Annotated in this window: 14 protein-coding genes; 2 read left to right on the forward strand and 12 right to left on the reverse strand. The window is 65.3% G+C overall.

The features are described from left to right. Positions 1-13: 13 nt before the first annotated feature. From trxA to tsaE, 6 genes are all read right to left on the reverse strand, one after another. Positions 14-334, reverse strand: a complete 321-nt coding sequence (gene trxA, locus I0K07_RS01000) for a thioredoxin TrxA (protein ID WP_138512951.1) — start codon at positions 332-334, stop codon at positions 14-16. A 90-nt stretch (positions 335-424) separates the two neighbouring features. Then, a complete protein-coding gene (gene addA / locus I0K07_RS01005; RefSeq protein ID WP_203290804.1) occupies positions 425-3,994 on the reverse strand; it encodes a double-strand break repair helicase AddA in 3,570 nt (1,189 codons plus the stop codon). After that, the gene (gene addB / locus I0K07_RS01010) at positions 3,991-7,059 is read right to left on the reverse strand and encodes a double-strand break repair protein AddB (RefSeq protein ID WP_203290805.1); all 3,069 of its coding nucleotides are present in this window, start codon (positions 7,057-7,059) and stop codon (positions 3,991-3,993) included. The genes addA and addB overlap by 4 nt, the downstream gene beginning before the upstream one ends. Beyond that, on the reverse strand, positions 7,056-7,769 hold the full coding sequence (locus I0K07_RS01015) for a nucleotidyltransferase family protein (RefSeq protein WP_203290806.1): 714 nt from the start codon (positions 7,767-7,769) through the stop codon (positions 7,056-7,058). The genes addB and I0K07_RS01015 overlap by 4 nt, the downstream gene beginning before the upstream one ends. Continuing rightward, positions 7,766-8,866, reverse strand: a complete 1,101-nt coding sequence (locus tag I0K07_RS01020; RefSeq protein ID WP_238934370.1) for an aminoglycoside phosphotransferase family protein — start codon at positions 8,864-8,866, stop codon at positions 7,766-7,768. The genes I0K07_RS01015 and I0K07_RS01020 overlap by 4 nt, the downstream gene beginning before the upstream one ends. Further along, complete coding sequence (gene tsaE / locus I0K07_RS01025; RefSeq protein WP_238934371.1) at positions 8,853-9,311, reverse strand: tRNA (adenosine(37)-N6)-threonylcarbamoyltransferase complex ATPase subunit type 1 TsaE; 459 nt, start codon at positions 9,309-9,311, stop codon at positions 8,853-8,855. Before tsaE ends, I0K07_RS01020 begins: the two co-directional genes overlap by 14 nt. A gap of 109 nt (positions 9,312-9,420) precedes the next feature. Here tsaE and I0K07_RS01030 point away from each other — a divergent pair, with 109 nt between their 5' ends. Further along, a complete protein-coding gene (locus I0K07_RS01030) occupies positions 9,421-9,741 on the forward strand; it encodes a 2Fe-2S iron-sulfur cluster-binding protein (protein WP_203290809.1) in 321 nt (106 codons plus the stop codon). Positions 9,742-9,762: 21 nt separating this feature from the next. On the opposite strand, the gene I0K07_RS01035 is transcribed toward I0K07_RS01030, so the two are convergent. Together I0K07_RS01035 and I0K07_RS01040 are read right to left on the reverse strand one after the other, a co-directional pair. Then, a complete protein-coding gene (locus I0K07_RS01035) occupies positions 9,763-12,231 on the reverse strand; it encodes a sensor histidine kinase (RefSeq protein WP_203290810.1) in 2,469 nt (822 codons plus the stop codon). Between the two features lie 254 nt (positions 12,232-12,485). Beyond that, the gene (locus I0K07_RS01040; protein ID WP_203290811.1) at positions 12,486-12,941 is read right to left on the reverse strand and encodes an energy transducer TonB; all 456 of its coding nucleotides are present in this window, start codon (positions 12,939-12,941) and stop codon (positions 12,486-12,488) included. 203 nt (positions 12,942-13,144) lie between these two features. Here I0K07_RS01040 and I0K07_RS01045 point away from each other — a divergent pair, with 203 nt between their 5' ends. Continuing rightward, positions 13,145-15,031, forward strand: a complete 1,887-nt coding sequence (locus tag I0K07_RS01045; protein WP_203290812.1) for a hypothetical protein — start codon at positions 13,145-13,147, stop codon at positions 15,029-15,031. Between the two features lie 48 nt (positions 15,032-15,079). On the opposite strand, the gene I0K07_RS01050 is transcribed toward I0K07_RS01045, so the two are convergent. From I0K07_RS01050 to I0K07_RS01065, 4 genes are all read right to left on the reverse strand, one after another. Then, a complete protein-coding gene (locus tag I0K07_RS01050; protein ID WP_203290813.1) occupies positions 15,080-15,355 on the reverse strand; it encodes an HPr family phosphocarrier protein in 276 nt (91 codons plus the stop codon). Further along, the gene (locus I0K07_RS01055; RefSeq protein ID WP_203290814.1) at positions 15,352-15,759 is read right to left on the reverse strand and encodes a PTS sugar transporter subunit IIA; all 408 of its coding nucleotides are present in this window, start codon (positions 15,757-15,759) and stop codon (positions 15,352-15,354) included. The genes I0K07_RS01050 and I0K07_RS01055 overlap by 4 nt, the downstream gene beginning before the upstream one ends. Before the next feature lie 66 nt (positions 15,760-15,825). Continuing rightward, on the reverse strand, positions 15,826-17,487 hold the full coding sequence (locus tag I0K07_RS01060; RefSeq protein WP_338041003.1) for a sensor histidine kinase: 1,662 nt from the start codon (positions 17,485-17,487) through the stop codon (positions 15,826-15,828). Then, positions 17,459-18,169: a response regulator transcription factor gene (locus tag I0K07_RS01065; RefSeq protein WP_203290815.1), complete on the reverse strand. Its 711-nt coding sequence runs from the start codon at positions 18,167-18,169 to the stop codon at positions 17,459-17,461. The genes I0K07_RS01060 and I0K07_RS01065 overlap by 29 nt, the downstream gene beginning before the upstream one ends. Positions 18,170-18,301: the final 132 nt, after the last annotated feature.

The following is an 18,301-nucleotide window of genomic DNA, read 5'->3' on the forward strand; positions in this document are numbered from 1 at the left end:
ATGGGAAGAGAGCCTAGAGGCTTTCCTTGACCCATTCGGAGATCTTGCCCTTGGCCATGGCACCGATCTTCGTGGAGACGACCTGGCCGTCCTTGAAGATCATCATGGTCGGGATACCGCGCACACCGTATTTGCCCGGCGTCATCGGATGGTCGTCGATGTTCACCTTGGCCACGGTCAGCTCGCCGGCGAGCTCGTCGGAAATCTCCTCAAGCGCCGGGGCGATCTGTTTACACGGCCCGCACCATTCCGCCCAGAAGTCCACAAGGACCGGGCCGGAGGCATTGATAACGTCGCTTTCGAAGGATTCATCGCTGACCGCTTTGGTCGCCATGTGACACTCCTTTGGTTCGGGCTGTACGGACAGTACCGGCGTGCCGGACTGGTGTGATGGCGCGTGAGGTAAGGAGCGCCGGTGCGTCCGTCAAGCGTTTGCGCCCTGCAATACGTCATCCATCAGCTCATCTGCCACTTCCATGAGCCGGGCTGCATCGGTCCAGAGCAGGGCGCAACGTACCGTTTTTCCGGGATGAACCGCTCTGAGAAGGGCCCGGTAAGTGGCCAGCTGGCCGATATACACTTTCGCCACCGCAGCAACGTCTTCCGGCGGCGGACGATTGGTTTTGTAGTCGATGATCTGCACTTCCGTATCGGTCACCACCAGCCGGTCGACCTGGCCGCGCACGATGACATTGCCCGGAAGGCTCTCCGCCCGTCCCACCAGTGACACTTCCGCCCGGCTGCCCGGACCGAACAGGGGTGCGAAGTCCGGATGATCCAGAATGCCCAGGGTTTCCTCGACCATCACGGAACGGGCCGCATCGTCAAAATCCGGCTGGGCCGAGACAAAGCGTTCTGCCGCCTCGCGCCGCCGCTCGCGCGGCAGGTCCGGCAGGGTCTGCAGGAGTTTGTGGATGACATCGCCGCGCCGGAAACGGTGTGCGCCCGGATCGGACAGGGGCGACAGCACGGCCGGTTCGAAACCGCCCTCCTCATCGCCCAGAAAGCTGGACGGCGCGACGCCGCGAACGCCACCCTGCTCCGGCCGCGCCGGGACAATGGCCCAGTCCGGCAGGGCCTCAGCCTTGGCATCACGAGCCGCGGCGGCCCCGAGGGCCTGCGGTTCCGGGCCCAAACGCCTCAGCGACGGCATCTCCTCGTCTTCGGCAATTCCGGCCGGGTCATCGACCGCCTGCCAGTCCGGTCCGCTCCAGGCCTTGTCCAGCCGGGCATACCAGCTGTCCTCATCCACCTTGCCCCCATTCTGGGGCGTGGTGTGTTTCCAGCCCGCCACGACCAGACGGTCCCGCGCCCGGGTCAGGGCGACATAGAGAAGCCGGCCATGCTCGGCGACATCCTTGTCCGCCGCCGCTTGCCGAAGCGCCGCAATCGCGGGCGGGTCATCCGACTTGCGCTGGGCCCAGACCAGGCCGCTCTCGGGGTGTTTCATGATCGGGTCGGGCCGCGACTTGCCGGGCGAACGCGTCGTGTCGGGCAGATAAACGACCGGCCATTCCAGCCCCTTGGAGGCGTGGACCGTCATCACCTGAACCTCGTTCCGGCCCTGGCTCATCTCGCGTTTGAGCTGGCTTTCCTCGCGTTCCACACCGGCCAGGAAACTGGCCAATGCGCCGCCACCCTCGGTCTCATGCTTGAGCGCGCGAGCCAGGAATTCCTCCAGCGGATCACGCGCTTCCTCGCCCAGCCGCGCGAACACCCGCGCCCAGCGCGTCTCGCCGGTCGGCGTCCGGGCATTCAGGAAAGCGGCGAAGAAATCATAGAGCCGTTCGCTATCGGCCTGGTCACGCACCCGTTTGAGGGCCTCGCGCGCTTCCTCGAAGACGGGCAGGTCCGACGTGAACAGGGCCGCCCACAGACTGCCGCGCCGGTCCGACTTGCGCAGGCGGGCCAGGGCCATCAATTCCTCATCACTGATCTTGGGCGTGTCCGTCGTGATCGGATCGAAGAAGGGGGATTTGAGCACTTCGGCCAGGGCCAGATCATCGCCCGGGGTCAGGGCAAAGCGCGCCAGGGCCAGCATGTCCTTCACGGCGGTCTGGTCCCGCAGCACCATCCGGTCCGCTCCGGCCACCGGCACGCCCTGGAGTTTGAGCTGGCGGATCATCTCCTCGAAGAAGCCCCCGGTCCGCCGCCAGACGAGGATGGCGACATCACCGGGTGTCACCGGCCGTGGCTGGAATTCCCCCCCGCTTTCCTCCCAGACGGCATCGCCCCGCTCGATCATGGCGCGGATATCGCTGGCGATCCGGGCAGCCAGCCGGTCCTTGGCGCTGCCCCAGGGCCGCTGGTCCACCGGGTCGAAGATCGAGCCTTCCTCGACCTTTTCCGGCATGGGCACGGCTGGCCACAGCTCGACACAGCCGGACATGCCGACCCGCGCCGCCTGGTGCGACTGGTAGTGCGAGAAGGGGCGCGGCCCCTCGGGCGCCAGGAATTTGGTTTCCGCATCACCGGCTGCCGCTTCCTGTGCGAAAGCCTGGTCGACGGCCGACAGGATTTGTGGTGCCGAGCGGAAGGACACGTCCAGGCCCGGCCGCTCAAAGGGCAGGCCAACCGCCTTGGCCGCCTGTTCCAGCCAATTGCCCTCCGCGATGAAGCGCGCCGGTTCCGCGCCCTGGAAGGAATAGATGGACTGCTTCTCGTCACCGACAATGAAGAGCGTCCGCTCGCCTTCGCGCGCGCCCTCGCCGGAGAAATACTCCGAGGTCAGGCCGCGGATCATGTCCCATTGGCGCGGTGCCGTGTCCTGCGCTTCATCGATCAGCGCGTGGGACAGGGCCGCATCCAGCTTGTAGCCGACCCAGCCGGAGAAGGGGTTATCCGGCTGAAGCAGGTCACCGGCCAGGCGGATCAGATCATCAAAATCCAGCGAACGCCGCCGCTCCAGCTCCGCTTCGTATGCACTCACGAAATCCGACGCGATCCGCAAGGCGATCGCGCTGGCCTCGGCCAGGGCCGCCGCCTTCACCCGGTCACGCGCCGCTTCCATGCGCCCCTGCTCAGCTTCCAGAATGGGCTTCACGGACGGGGCCAGCTTGTCGACCTTGGCGGTCACCAGTTTGGCGACCGGCGTTCCCGCACCGCCCTTGATGAAGAGCGCTGGCAGATACGCGTCAAAGGCCAAAGCCGGATCGGGTGCTGACAGGGCCTGCTGCAGGCATTCCCCGCGCGTGACGTCCGATTTGCTGCCCTCATGGATGAGCGCATGGGCCGCCGCCTCGAGCTCGGCCCGCGGGCTGGCTTCCCACGCCGCGACTTTCACCGTGCGGGCATCCTGCCCCGGCGTCAGATCCAGCCCGGTGTAGAGCCGCTCCACCAGGGCCTCGGCGTGCCCGCCATGCGCGTCCAGCACATCGCGGAAATGATGCCGGTTGAAGCGCGCCCAGTTGAGGATCTGGCCAAACGCGTCCGGACCGCCTGTTGCCAGGACATGATCCACATCCGCATCTGTCAGGCGCCGGAGCACTTTGCGCCGCGCGGCCTCGACACAGGCCTCCGCCTCACTGTCATCCAGGGTGGAGAAGCCCGGAGGCGCGCCCGCTTCCAGCGGAAAGCGCCGCAGCAGGCTTTCGCAGAAGGCGTGAATGGTCTGGACCTTCAGCCCGCCGGGCGTTTCCAGAGCCCGGGCAAACAGGCGGCGCACCTTCTCCAGCTCGTCCGGTCTGGGTTCATGTCCCTTGAGCTTCTGGAAGTCCGCCTTGAGCGCCTCGGTCTCCATCATCGACCAGGCCCCCAGACGGGCGAACAACCGGTCCTTCATCTCCGCGGCTGCAGCCTTGGTATAGGTCACGCACAGGATCTGCTCCGGCGGCGTGTCCTCCAGCAGGAGGTTGACCACGCGGTCCACGAGAACGCGGGTCTTGCCGGATCCGGCATTGGCTTCCACGAACACGCTGGCGCGCGGCTGGGCCGCCCTTTTCTGCGCTTGTGTTGCAGCCGTCTTGATGGCCTCGTCGAATCCCGGCTCGATCATGATCCGCCCTCCGAGCCATCGGCATCGCTGGCGGCACTCGCCCATTCGCCCCGCCGGGCAAGATGGTCGAAATCCCCGTAATCATTCTTGTATTGCGCCCGGACCTGGCTCTCATAGGGGATCGTTTCATCATCGAAACGAGCGATCCACTCGCCCAATTCCTCCAGCGCCTTCTCGGTCAGCGCCAGGGCGTCGGCACTGCCCCGCGCGGTGTCGATGCGCTTTTCCTCACCACCGTCGGCATTACCGGGGAGGCGGACATAATAGAGACCTGCCGGTGGCGCTTCGGCCAGTTCCGGAAACACACCGGCCTGCATCGCCATGGCTGCCGTCAGCGGCAATTGCGGATCAAAACCCGCATTGACCGCCTTGGAGCTCGGCGCAGATCCGGTCTTGTAATCGATCACATCCAGGCGGCCGTCCGCCGTCCGGTCGAAACGGTCCGCGCGGCCCGTCAGCGTGAACCGTCCGTGAGGCCCTTCCAGGTCCATCCTGCCCTTGATTTCGACCTGTTCCAGTCGGGTTCCGATCCGTTTTCGATCCCTTTCCCAGGCCACCAGCCATGCCGCAGCGCGCCGGAACCGACCCAGTTCGACTCCCATTTCATCCGCCGGGAAGCCCAGTTTTTCGAGCGGTTCGCGCGCGGCCGCGACCAGATCCGCCACCGCTGTCGGCGGGATTTCCTCGCGCCAGTCCGGCACCACTTTTTCCAGCGCATCATGCAGGGCCGTGCCCCGTTCACGCGCGCCCGGCGGCATGTCCGCCGGATCCAGACGCCGCAATCCCAGGACATGTCGGGCATAGATGGAATAGGGATCACGCACCCAGGTCCGGATCTCCGTGATCGACAACCGCCGCGGACGCTCCTTCACCGGCGGTTTGGGTGCCGGTCTCGGTGCCGGTCGCGGGTCGCACCCCGGCTGGTCCAACTGATTGGCAAGGAAGAGATAATCCGTGTCGGGCGCCAGAGCCTTGCGCGCCGCCTCCCGTCCCATCGCCCCTTCGGTCAGCGTCTTCAGACGCCACACCCAGCGCGAAGCCACGGTCGGCGCCCCCTCAGCCCGGGCCGCGCGCGTCAGGAACACTTCCGGCGCTGCAGCGAGCTGGGAAAAGTCATGCGCGGCAAGACCATAGCGCTGTTCCGGCACACCCAGATTCGCGGCGATCCGCATGCTGCGCGACAGCCAGGGATCCGCCCCGGGGGCATTCGGCCAGACCCCTTCATTCAGCCCCGCCAGAACCACCCGGTCGGCCGTGATCAAACGCGCTTCCAGCGGTCCCAGGACCTGCAAGCGCGGATGCACACCCAGTTTGGGCGGTACACGGCGCTTGCCGATCAGCTCTTTCACGGTCGCCGCAAAATCCGCCAGTCGCATGGCGGGCAGGCTCTCGCTTTCCTCCAGCAGGGCCCGGATCAGACCCGCAGCCGGCTCACCGCCTTCCCCGCCCCAAAGGCCCGGCTCCGCCCCGGCCGAGAGGCTTTCTGCCGCCTGCGCATGAGCCTGGGCCCAATCCGCCGCACTGCGCTCGCCTACGTCCAGCAAGGGCGCAAACGCCGTTTCCAGATGGTCCAGCAGATCATGGATGAAGGCCTTGTCCTCATCGAACAGCTCGACAAACCGCCCATCGATCCGCGCCCTGACCGCCGCGAAATCCTGACCCGGCCGGGCGCCGCGCAGCGCTTCCGCCTCGAACTTGCCGAGCACGGTGTGGACGGCTCCGCGTTTGCGGCCTGCTGTGAAGAGCGGAGACCCCCACAAGGCCGTAAGGGCGACCACACTGCCCGGGTCCAGGGCCACATCCAGGATGCGCGTGAGAAAGGCCCCGGCGGGGGTTTCGGCCAGTGATGCCCCCCCGGAATCATCCAGCCGGACGCCGAAGCGCGACATCTCCGCCGCCACACGCCGCGCCAGCGATCGGTCCGGCGTCACCAGAATGGCCGTCTTGTCCGGGTTTTCCAGCGTCTCCCGGAGCAGGAGAGCGCAGACGCGGGCTTCACTCAGCGGGTCGGGGGCTTCGATCAGGGAGAGCCCCTGCAGCCCCCGCTCCATGAAGTCCGCACCATGGCGTTCACTCTGCAATTCTTCCAGTCGCGACAGCCAGGCATCCGTCGTGCTGGCCGGACGCAAGGCCTCGGCGATGACATGCCGCCGGGCCCGGCCCGCCGCTTCCGACTCCGCGGCGCCCGGCCATTGCCGCACACCGTGGTTTTCCTGGCCGGCGACGCCAAGCCGCTCGACAAACGCTTTCATCGCCCATTGCGGGTGATCGGCGTCGATCCCCTTCCAGGCCGCGTCGTCGCAATCGCCATCAAACCCCGGCAGGACGACCGCCCCTTTCGGCAGGCTCGCCACCACTTCCATCAAGGCCCGCGCGGCGGGGATTGAGCCGGTGGAGCCGATGGCCAGAACCGGATGAGCCGGCGGATGTGCCGTCCAGCGCTCGGTCAGCGCCCGCAGGACAAGACTGCGCCGGGCGGCCGCATCGCTATAGCCCAATTCCTCAAGCCGGGCCGGCCAGGCCTGCTGGACGATATCCAGAAAGGCGATGGCTTCGCGCCGATCCGCAGGCAAGTGCGCGCGCAGGGCTTCATCGATACCGGAAAGATCCGCTTCATCCTCGGTCGCCAAATCGTCCAGCAGCGCGGCCAGTGGTTCGGCCAGAGCCAGCGCGCCGCCCACGCCGATCGGACGGCCCAGCGCCTCTTCCTTGGCCAGGATGAGGCGCGCCAGTTCGAACTTCCGGCGGATGGGCGAGATCGAGGGCGGCGCAATACCCGCCAGTTCACCCGGCTCGAAGGGCGGATCATCGACATCGACGTCCCCGATCGGGCGGATCAGCGGGAGGAGCGCGACACCGCTGCCCGCCTCTTCAGCCAGGATGTCGCCCAAGGCTTTCGCGGCGCGCCGGGTCGGGGTCAGGATGAGGAATTCCGTCAGGACGTCCGGATTGCGCGCGGCATCAAATTCCTCGCGCAGCTGTCGGGCAATCTTGCGCAGGAAATCATCCTGCGGCGGCAGGGTGAACAGGCGCGGGGCCGGCGTATCGAATATCCGGTCACTCACCCGGACAGGCGGGCCTCGGCCTCATCCCGGGCCTGCGGATCACCGACATGCATCCAGAAGCTTTCCATCGCCAGGCCGTGAATGCGGCCGGCGGCAGCCAGTTCCTTCCAGACCTCCATCATGGAGAAACGGACCGGCTCGCGGCCGGCGAGAGCAGCCGGGTTGAGGATTTGCACGCCCGCATAGGCGAAGGGCGCAGCCGCCGCCTCGCCCCGAAAGCGCAGTCGGCCATCCGCCTCCAGAAAGGCATCACCGGCCCCGTCAAAGCCCAGCGTCCGGTCCATCGGCGCCAGAAGCAAGAGCGCATCCATCCGCTCCGGATCCCAGGCTGCCAGCATACGGTCGAGTTCGGCCTCGCCTTCATCTACCCAGATCGCGTCGATATTGGAGATGAAAAAGGGATCATCCCCCAGCTCCGGCAATGCCTTCACGACACCGCCACCGGTCTCCAGGACTTCGCCGCGCTCATCGGAAATGGTCAGCGCCGGTGCGCCTGTTCGCGCTGCAAGGTGCGCTTCCATGAGGTCGGCGAAGTGGTGGATATTGACGACGCACTGATCAACGCCGCTCGCGGCGAACCGGTCCAGAGCCCAGTCCAGCAAGACACGGCCACCCACATCAACGAGGGCTTTGGGTCGCTCCAGCGTCAAGGGACGCATGCGCGTCCCCAGCCCGGCAGCGAGTGCCATGCCTTTGCAAATCCGGGTCATTTATGCGCGTCCAGCAGCACGGCGCCGGCATGCGCCTTGATCCAGAGATTGAGTTCCATCAGGGCCGGATGCTGGAGGTCACCGACAAAATGCCGGGCCACGCGCGGCAGAAGGTCCAGATAGCGTTGCTTGCCATCGCGCACCGCCAGACGCACGAAAATCCCCAGGATCTTGGCATTGCGCTGAGCACCCAGGACGGCATAGGCCGCATCAAAGCCGGCCGGGTCGGAGATTCCGGCCTGTTCCACGAACCGCGCCTTCAGCGGCACGGCCAGCTTGCGGTCCACATTACGCCGGGCGTCTTCCAGCAGCGAGACCAGGTCATAGGCCGGGTGCCCCATCAGCGCGTCCTGGAAATCGAGCAGGCCCAGCGAGGCCTCGCCGTCCCGGTCCGGCAGGTAGAGCAGGTTTTCCGCGTGGAAGTCGCGCAGCACCAAGCCGGGCGCACAACTCTCCAGGCGCTTGAAAGCGGCCGACCAAAGCCGATGCCACTCCGCCCGCTCGTCATCGCTCAACTCAATCCCGGCATGCTGGGCCAGATACCAGTCCACGAAGAGGTCGGCCTCGGCCATCAGAGCCGTCTCATCATAGGCCAGAAGCGGCCAGTCTTCGCCCCCGGCCGAAACATGATCCCCGAATGTGGAACGATAGATCGCCGCCAGGACATCGACAGCCAGCGCGTAGATCGTGCCCTCATGCAATTGCTGCGGCAGGAGCCGGGCGATCAGATCGTCCCCGAGATCCTCGAGCACAAGAAACCCGTGCTCGAAATCTGCCGCGAGGATTTTGGGCGCCGAAAAGCCGCGCTCGCACAGCGCGTTCGAAAGGCCTGCAAAGGCCACGAGATTGGATCCGGCCAGCCGCGCCGTTGCATTATATCCCAGTTCCGCCCGTTCCTCCGGGCTGGCGCCGGGCGGACAGAGCGGCGCCTCGGCCGCGGCTGGTGCGTCCATCAGCATGGCGCTCCGGTCACCGTCCACAAGACGGATATAGCGCCGCGTCGAGGCGTCACCCGCCAGGGGGTTGCGATCAGCCTGGCCCCAGCCGGAGCGGTCCAGGAATGCGTCCATCGCCGAAGCGCGATCAGATGTCGTCAATGCGGGTCTCCCACCGTCCATATCCCGTTAGCCGGGCTTCTCGGCCTGTCTGCGAACCCTCCAATGTTTCGAGCCGGATTTCCAGCCGGTCGGGCGGCAAATGCTCGCCCAGCCGGTCCGGCCATTCGACCAGGCAGATGGCCGTGTCGAACGCCTCGTCCAGCCCCAGCTCCTCCAGTTCGGACGGGTCCTCGATCCGGTAGAGGTCGGCATGCCACAACTCGCCGCCATCCAGGCAGTCATAGAGTTGCACGATTGTGTAGGTCGGGCTGGGTGCATCCTTCACGCCGCACAAACGCGCGATCACGCCGCGCGCGAGCGTGGTTTTACCTGTACCCAGGTCTCCCGTGAGCAGGATCACGTCTGCGGCACCCAGAAGAGCCGCAAGCCGCGCCGAAAACGCGTCGGTTGCGGCGAGATCATCAAGCCTGATTGAGCGTGTCATCCCCATGCCCAGCGATTAGCGAAGCCCGCACCCGGCGACAAGCGGTGAGGCTGAATCTTGACTCGTCCATGAACACTGTTCATTTCCCCAAGGGTCCACGGAGTGAAGCATGCCGAAGATTACCTATATCGAGTTCAACGGAAACGAGCACGAAATCGACGTCCCCGCCGGACTGTCGGTCATGGAAGGCGCTGTGCGCAACCTGGTTCCCGGTATCGACGCCGATTGCGGTGGGGCATGCGCCTGCGCGACCTGCCATGTCTATGTCGACGCGGCCTGGACCGACAAGACGGGCGCCCGCGAAGCCATGGAAGACTCCATGCTCGATTTCGCCGACCATGTTCAGGACAATTCCCGCCTGTCCTGCCAGATCAAGGTCACCGACGAGCTGGACGGCCTCATCGTCCGCATGCCGGAACATCAGGGCTGATCCTGAAAATTCGCCGGGGCGTCAGACCTTCCCGGCTTGCACCGTCCCGGTCAGACCCAGTTCCGGCGGCACCGCATCACCATGCGGTTCGCGCGGCAGATGGCAGGCCACCCGCGTGCCCTTGCCCGGTTCCGACTGGAGCTCGACCCAGCCACCGTGCAATTCAGCGATTTCCTTCACCAGCGCCAGGCCGAGACCGGCGCCGCCCCGCTCGCCACGCGAGAAGCGCTCGAACACGCTGGCCTGTTTCTCCGGCGCGATGCCCTCACCATCATCAACGACCCACAGGGTGAGCTCGTCTTGCTTGGCCTGGGCGCCGATGGTGACATGGCCTTCCACCTCGACATGGCGGATCGCGTTGGACAGCAGGTTCATGGAAACCTGTTTCAAACGATTGCGGTCCGCGCGGAGCAGACCGATTTCGCTGTCGACATCGACCTCCAGCTTGATCTTGTGATGGTCGGCGCGCGCCTGGACCAGTTCGGCGGCCTCGCGCACCACCTCACCCAGATCCACATCGCCCAGATCCAGCTCCAGCTGACCGGCATCAATCGCGGCAACGTCGAGAATGTCATCGACCAGCTTAGCCAGATGTTCGGCGGCCTGCTGGATCGCACTCATCGGCTCGCGCTGGCGGTCTGACAACTCGCCGGCAAAGCCCTGGGCCAGCATGTCGGCATAGCCATTGATCGTCGTGAGCGGTGTCCGCAGCTGGTAGGAGACGTGCTCGACGAATTCCGTCTTGATGCGTTCGGAAGTTTCCAGCGCCTCGGCGCGTTCGCGCAGGGCTTCCTCGATCCGGCGGCTGTCGGTGACATCATCCCAGCAGATCAGCGTCGCGCCATCGGGCAGCGGTCGCGTCAGATAGGTCAGCACGCGGCCATCGGACCGGCGCATCTCGCCTGTCACCTGTTTGCGCGCCTGCGGGCTGGGATCGGTGACCCGCCCCTTGATATCGGTCCACACCCGGTCATCGGCGAACAGGCTGGCACAGGTCTCGGCCACGGCATCGAATTCCGGCTGCCCGTCCAGCTCCACCGCTTCAAAGCCCCAAAGATCCTCGAAAGCATTATTGTGCAGCTGAAGACGACCATTCGCGCCGAACACGGCAACAGCCTCGTGAAGCTTGTCGAGCGTGGCCCGCTGGACATTGATCAGCGTGTTGTAGCGCGCCGTCAGCGCCATCTCGTCGGTCTTGTCCTCGAAGATCAGCATCAGACCGCCCAGCGGGTGACGCTGCCGGGCGACACGCAGCGTCCGGCCATCGGGCAGGGGCCACAACTCGTCCGGCGTTTCCTCGGTCGAGGGCTGGTCATAACGGGCCAGCTCATGGGACTTCCAGTCGGCATAATCCGCCTGCTCCGGAAGCAGGCGTTTCTCGCGCATCCGGTCAAGGAACTGGCCATGCCCCGGCCGCTCATTGAGCCAGGCATCATCCAGCTTGAAGAGACGGGAGAAAGCCGTGTTGTAGAAGTTGAGCCGCTGCGACCGGTCAAACACCACGACAGCCTCGGCCATATGGTTCAGCGTTTCGTCATGGGCGCGGCGGAAGCGTTTCAAGGCGGCCTTGGCTTCCTCGCCCTCTGTGACGTCGATCGCGAATCCGGCGGCCCCGCCGGAAACCGGGAAGACCTGGAATTGCAGGGCCCGGCGGCGGCCTTCGACCACAACCACCCGGCTGTCACTGACCGGCGTGCCGTCGGCTGTGGCCCGCTGGGCCTGCTCGACCATGGCATTGTCCAGCGCCACCTGTTCCTGCAGAACTTCGTCGAGCGCCTTGCCCTCGACAGCGGCGACATAGGCCTGGTTCACCCATTCCAGCCGGCCGGAAGAATTCATCCGCCAGGCCGGGAAAGGCGCACGACCCAGCATGTCGAGGAAAGCCATCGGGTCTTGCGAGACCAGACGGCGGGCCTCTTCGATCCGGCCCCGCGCCCCGGACTCCTCCAGGCCGCGGATCGTGGCATCGGACAGCCAGACAACAAGCTGGGTTCCCGCCGGGCGGCCATCCACTTCCAGGAAGCGGCCGCTGGGCCCCAGCACAGTGAGGGAGAAAGGCTGCCCCTTCTGGGCCAGATCGTGGAAGCGGCGGCGCAGCGTGGTTTCCTCACCACCGGCCGAGCGGGCCTCATAATCGGCGAGACCTTCCATCAGGATGCCGGCCGGATTGGGGCCGTCACTGGCTTCGGCAAAACGCAGAAGCGAGGCCAGGGCCACGGATGAGCCGAAGATCCGCGGCTCGCCCCAGCCCTTGTCGTCCTCGTCAAACGGTGCCTGGTCCCAGACCAGAACGAGACCGGGATGCGCACCGAACACGCTGTCGGCGCGGGAGACACGATCTTCCAGTTCAGCCAGTTTGCGGCGCCAGACGAGTTGCGCACCGCGCGCACCGGCCGTCAGCCGGTAGGCCCACAAACCCACGGCCACAGCGAAAGCCATGGCTCCGATAGTGACGATCAGTGTCACGATCTGGAATGTCTGTCCCGTCATAGAGTTCGCCCTGGGTGTGGCCCACCCCCGTTGATCCAGAGGCCCTCACGAATCACCATCATACCGGTCCGGCGACTCGCGGGCGACGCCCGGCTAAGACAAAAACTTAATAAGTTATAGACCCTGCCGCACCCATCCGTCGAAAACCTGTGGATCGGCAGCGGACAACACCTGACAGGCCGGGCGGATCGGCGCGCTGGCCGCGGCAAACGCTTGGACTGAACTCAACTGTGGAAAGCGGATGCGGCGGCCCGTCAACGCAGACGGACTTCGCCCAGGCGGTACTCGAACAGGACCACGCAGTTCTGCAGCGGCGTTCCGGACTGCAGCGGCTGGAACTGCCATTGCGACACAGCGCGGCGGCTGACCCGGTTGAACGGACCGCTGGGCACGGCGTGCGCAATCCGCACATCATCCACCTGCCCGTCTGCCAGCACATTGAACCGGACCACGACCCAGCCTTGCCGGCCCCGCACCCAGGCCGAATGCGGATAGTCCGGCATGCCGGCGGAAACAGCGGCCAGCGTCGATCCCTGGCAGTCACCCTCACCGATCAGGCGCGACACATTCGGCGGAACCGGCAATTCATCACGCGGCACGAATGGGCCACGATCCCGCTCCAGAAGGGAGGGTGTCAGGCCACCGGTCACAGAGCCGCAGGACGACAGCAGGCCGCTCACGACCAGCAGGAGGATCAAAGTCAGACGCATGCCGCGACGCTAGCCAATTGCTGTCCCGACACAAGTATGCTCGTCAGGTTGCAGCGGAACGAAGATTGAACAATTTTTGAAGACTTGATTAAGACGTTCATTTTTCGGCCCCGAACTTGTACGGTAAGCCCTGTATGGGTGAGGGGCCGCGCCGATTTGGGACAGATCGGCCCGGATGCCTTGTGTAAGAGGTGCGTTGAACCATGTCTTTGTTGCCGACTGCGCATGCCGGGCAAGCCTTCGGGGCTCGCCGGATCGATTTTTACGCTGTCTCCGGCGAAGTGACCGGCTCCGATGCGGGCTCCGGTCGCGTCCGGGACAATGAGGGCGTCGACCATGATGTCCGCCTGCTGGAGCGCACCAGCGCCCTGGCCCCCGGCGACAATGCCACCCTGCTGCGCGTGCAGTCGGGCCCCAATCGCCGTTCCCGCCCTGTCGCCATCATCAATCACTCGCGCGATGTCTGGATGCGGGCCTCGCCGGATGCGACCTCGCTCCTCGCGCGCAGCGGCATCACCCGCTCCTTCAATTGGTGGCTGTCCATTCTCCTGCTTGCGCTGACGGCATTCACTGCAGTCTGGCCGCAATTGCACGTCTTCTTCTCCGAACTGTTCGGCTCCGCCATGGCCGGCGTTCCGGCGTTCAACATCTACAATGAAATCAACATGCTGCTGCCGTCGCTTTCCGGCTGGCGGCTTGAGAACGTGCTGCCGTCCGGCTTGCTCGACAGCATTGCTGCCTTGGGCGTCGTGGAAACGGCACAGCTGACCGAATGGGGGCTGGCAGCCGGTGGACTGGTCTTGTCCCTGCTCGCCTTTTCGGCCCGCTCCTGGCGGCTTGTCTACATGCCGATCCTGGCAGGCTTCACCCTGGCCGCCGGCACCATTCTGGGCGGTGCGGGCGCAACCCTGATCCTGATCGGCGGCGCGGTCGTCCTGTTCCTGCTGGGCGGGCTGATCAACCGCATCCGTGATGCCGGACGCTTCAATGCCCGCATCGAACGCCTGGCCGAGCATGCCCTGCGCAACCCGCCGCAAGAAGGTGTCCGCGCCTCTGCCCCGGCGGACGACGCCCTGACCGGCGCGGCCGCTGCAACCGCCATCGCCAGCGCCGCTGCCATGGCGCACGGTGCCGATGAGGCCATTGCCGAACCGGCCGAGATGCCCGCAGAAGCCACAGCACTGGATGCAACGCCGGCAGAACCGGACGCGGATTCGTCCAATGGTGAAGCCGAAGCCAGCGCACCGATCGAGCTCCCGCCTGTCGCCTCGGCCGAAGAGGCCCGCGCCGAGAGCGAAGACGAGCCGGAGACCGTAGACGCGGCCTCCCCCGACACACCGGTCGACGAAGCCTCGACGGAAACGGTCGAAGCCGAAGCGGATACCGCACCGGAAGGCGCGGACATGGTCGAGAACACCGAAGCTGAAGCCGAGGCCGAGCCGGTCGCAGAAACCGCGGACGAGGCAGCCGCTGAGCCGGCCGACACAGATGCGCCTGCAGCTGAGACAGCAGACGCGGCCGAAGATGATGACGATCTGCCCAGTCTTGATGCCGTTGCCGCGGCGGCGGCTCTGAGCGCGGCCGAAGAAGGCGGGGAAAGCCCGGCCGTGTCGTCTGCCAGCGAAGAGACACAGACCGATGCCGAGCCGGCCGAGCTTGCTGATGACCGCACCATGGCGATGGCACCGCCGCCGCCCATGCCGTCCAGCAATGCCGAACCGGCCGCTGAAACGCCCGCAGATCCGGAAGCGGCTGACACAACGGATTCCGCCCCGGCTGCGACTGAAGAGGCCGCTCCAGCCGTTGAGCCGGACGTCCCGGCCGAACCGGTCACCCCGGACGCCGCACCGGAAGACATGGCCCCGATCGCCTCGCCGCTCCAGGCACCGCCGCAATCAGAAGCTCTCGCCGGCGTGGAATCCCGTGTCGAGGAAGCCGTCACAGCAGCCGCCACGGCGCCGGAACCGGCCATGGTGGATGATCCGATGATGGAAGATGACGGTCCGGACCCGATGATGGAGCGGGCGCACGAAAGCGATCTGGCGCCGGGCGCTCCGGAACTGGAAATGGAAAAAGATCCGGCGGAATAAGGCCCGATCCCGAACAAGACAGAGGGGCGCTAGACGGCGCCCCTTTTTCTATTCGGTTTCGTGAAATCCGGCTTCGACCAATTCGGCCAGAGAGGCCACGGCCTCTTCGGCGTCCGGCCCTGAGGTTTCAATGCCGATCTCGGACCCCTTGCTGGCCGCAAGCATCAGCAATTCCATGATGGAATCCGCATTCACGGTTTCGCCATCCCGAGAGACGTGAATCTCCGCGTCAAAGCCCTGGGCCATTTCCACGAATTTGGCCGCGGCACGCGCATGCAGTCCGCGCGCATTGCAGATCGTCACCCGGCGGGCCGCTGTCGTCACTTGCCTGCCCCTTCAAGAACGCTGGAGGCGATCGCGATATAGCGCTTGCCGGCGTCCTGACCCATGCGCGCCAGACTGTCCAGATCGGCCCGCGAGCGCGCCTCTGCCAGCTTGATCAGCATGGGAAGATTCACCCCGGCAATGACCTCGACCTTGCCCGGCTCGAGCAGGGAGATGGCCAGATTGGACGGTGTCCCGCCAAACATGTCGGTGAGGACCAGCACGCCTTCGCCGCGATCCACATCCGCGATCGCATCGCGGATATCCGCGCGCCGTTTCTCCATGTCGTCATCCGGCCCGATACAAACCGCGACAAACGCATCCATGGGCCCCACCACGTGTTCCGTGGCGGCGACAAATTCATCGGCCAGACGGCCATGAGAGACGACGACGACTCCGATCATGGAAATCATCTAAACGCGGCTTTACCCGGCGGGAAAGCGTCTTTTTGCAACGCGAACGGCAAATTGTCAGTCAGCCGTAGCGGCAGGCAACTCAACGATGAAGCAGGCCCCGGCCACCTCTCCCGCCGGATTTCTCCGGTTTGTTGCGGTAATCCGGCCACCATGGGCTTCCACAATCTGGCGGGAAATCGCCAGGCCGAGCCCGGAATGGGTACCAAATGCCGCACCCTTGGGCCGCTCCGTGTAGAAGCGCTCGAACACGGTTTCCAGATTGTCCTCGGGAATACCGGGGCCATCATCCTCGATCAGGACCCTCAGGCTCGATTGTCCATGCCGGTGCCCGCGCTCCATGCGCAAGCGGATGGTTCCATCCTCCGGGGAGAAAGTCAGGGCATTGTCGATCAGATTGCGGAAGACCTGCCCCAGCGGACCATCCCGCCCCATGACCAACCCGTTTCTCACCTGCCGGTCGAGTATGATCTTCGCCTTGGTCCGCCCGGATTCATTGTAGCTTTCCGCCAATTCCGTCAGCAGGCCGGCCAGGTCCAGCGGCCCGACATCCTCGCGCGCCAGTTCCGCATCAACCCGGGAGGCCTTGGAGATGTCGGTGATCAACCGGTCCAGGCGCTTCACATCCGATGTGATGACGGCCAGCAGCCGGTCGCGGCGCTCATCATCCTTGGCCAGAGGCAGGGTTTCAACGGCCGACCGGATCGAGGTGAGCGGGTTCTTCAGCTCATGGGACACATCAGCCGCAAAGCTTTCAATCGCATCAAGCCGGTCCCACAAGGCTTCGGTCATCTCGGACAAGGCAATCCCGAGTTCACCGATCTCATCATTGCGGGAGCGCAGGTCCGGCATCTGCACGCGCCGCCCGCCAGCACGCCGGGCCTCACGCGCGGCCCGCGCCAGCCGCCGGATCGGCCGGGCGATGAAGACGGTCAGGGCTAGCGAGGACATGGCGGTCACAAGGGCCGCAATCAGGATGAAGGGCAGAAGCGCCCGGCGCTCGGCCTCGATCAGATGGTCCAGATCATAGGATTCGATCGTCACGACACCGACCACGGCCCGCACGGGCTGGATCGGGATGGACACCGATACCACGCGGCGGCCATCCAGTTCGCGGCGCACACCCCCGACAGTCTCGCCCTCGATCACCTGCAGGACTTCATCGGTCAGATTGCGGTCCAGGGCCTCCCTTTCCTCCTCGGAACGCAGGAGATTGGACAATCCGTCCAGAACGCGGGTCGGCAAGCCGCGAGCCTGCACGGCCAGATCCGTCGGCTGCTGCCCGGGCGGCGGCAGCGTCGTGGTCTCGAAGACATCGGCCAGCAAATGGCTGTCCGCGACGATGGCACCGCCCTTGTCAAAGACAATGACCCGGCTTTCTTCCGGCACATAGAGCTGGCGCAGGATGGCCCGCGCATCATCATTGCGCAGGCGTGGGGCCGGTGCGCCATCCGACGCGCCTTCCGCCAGCACATTGGCGATCAGCTCACCCTGTGCCCGCAGCGAATCCAGCTTGGCATTGACCAGGCCGCGCCGTGTCTCAGAAAGCGCCATCATGCCGACCACAAGCACGCCCAGCGCCACGAAATTGGCGACCAGGATGAGCTGTGCCAGACGGGAGGACGGCCGCGGCGTCAGATTGCGCAGGACCGCCCCGGCCCGTTTGAGGCCGGCCTTGAAGGCCTGGGCGTCAATCTTCCTTATAGCGGTACCCCACACCGTAGAGCGTCTCGATGGCGTCGAACGTCTTGTCGGTTTCGCGGAATTTCTTGCGGATCCGCTTGATGTGGCTGTCGATCGTACGGTCATCGACATAGACTTGATCGTCATAGGCCGCATCCATCAGGTTATCGCGGCTCTTCACATAGCCCGGCCGCGTGGCCAGGGCCTGCAGGATCAGGAATTCCGTGACGGTCAGACGGACCGGTTCGCCCTTCCAGGAACAGGCATGACGGTTCGGGTCCAGCAGAAGACTGCCCCGCTCCAGCGGCTTGCTGTCGCCCGGCTCGGCGCCGATCGGAGCCCCTGGCTCACCAGCCGCCCGCGCCCGGCGCAGCACCGCTTTCACCCGCTCACCCAGAAGGCGCTGGGAGAAAGGCTTGGTGATGTAGTCGTCAGCCCCGAGATTCAGGCCCAGCGCTTCATCGAACTCATCATCCTTGGAGGTGAGGAAAATCACCGGCAGGTTCGAGGACTGGCGCAGGCGGCGCAGGAGTTCCAGACCATCCATGCGCGGCATCTTGATATCGAAAATCCCCAGATCCGGCGGATCCTCTGCCAACGCCGTCAGCGCCGAAGCCCCGTCATTATAGGTTCGGACATGATAGCCCTCGCCTTCCAGAAAGATGGAAACCGAAGTGATGATGTTCTCGTCGTCATCGACCAGTGCGATTGTAGCCATGCTGTCTCCGGACATTGCCAACCTGATGTGAGTTGACAGTCGAACCCCCAATTGTGGCGACAATAGACATGGCATGTGCGTTGCGCCAAGCGCTGCTGCCTTATTCGCGCCATGGTTCACGAGGTTTTAAAC

Source organism: Maricaulis parjimensis, assembly GCF_016817355.1.
In the GTDB taxonomy this organism is placed as follows: domain Bacteria; phylum Pseudomonadota; class Alphaproteobacteria; order Caulobacterales; family Maricaulaceae; genus Maricaulis; species Maricaulis parjimensis.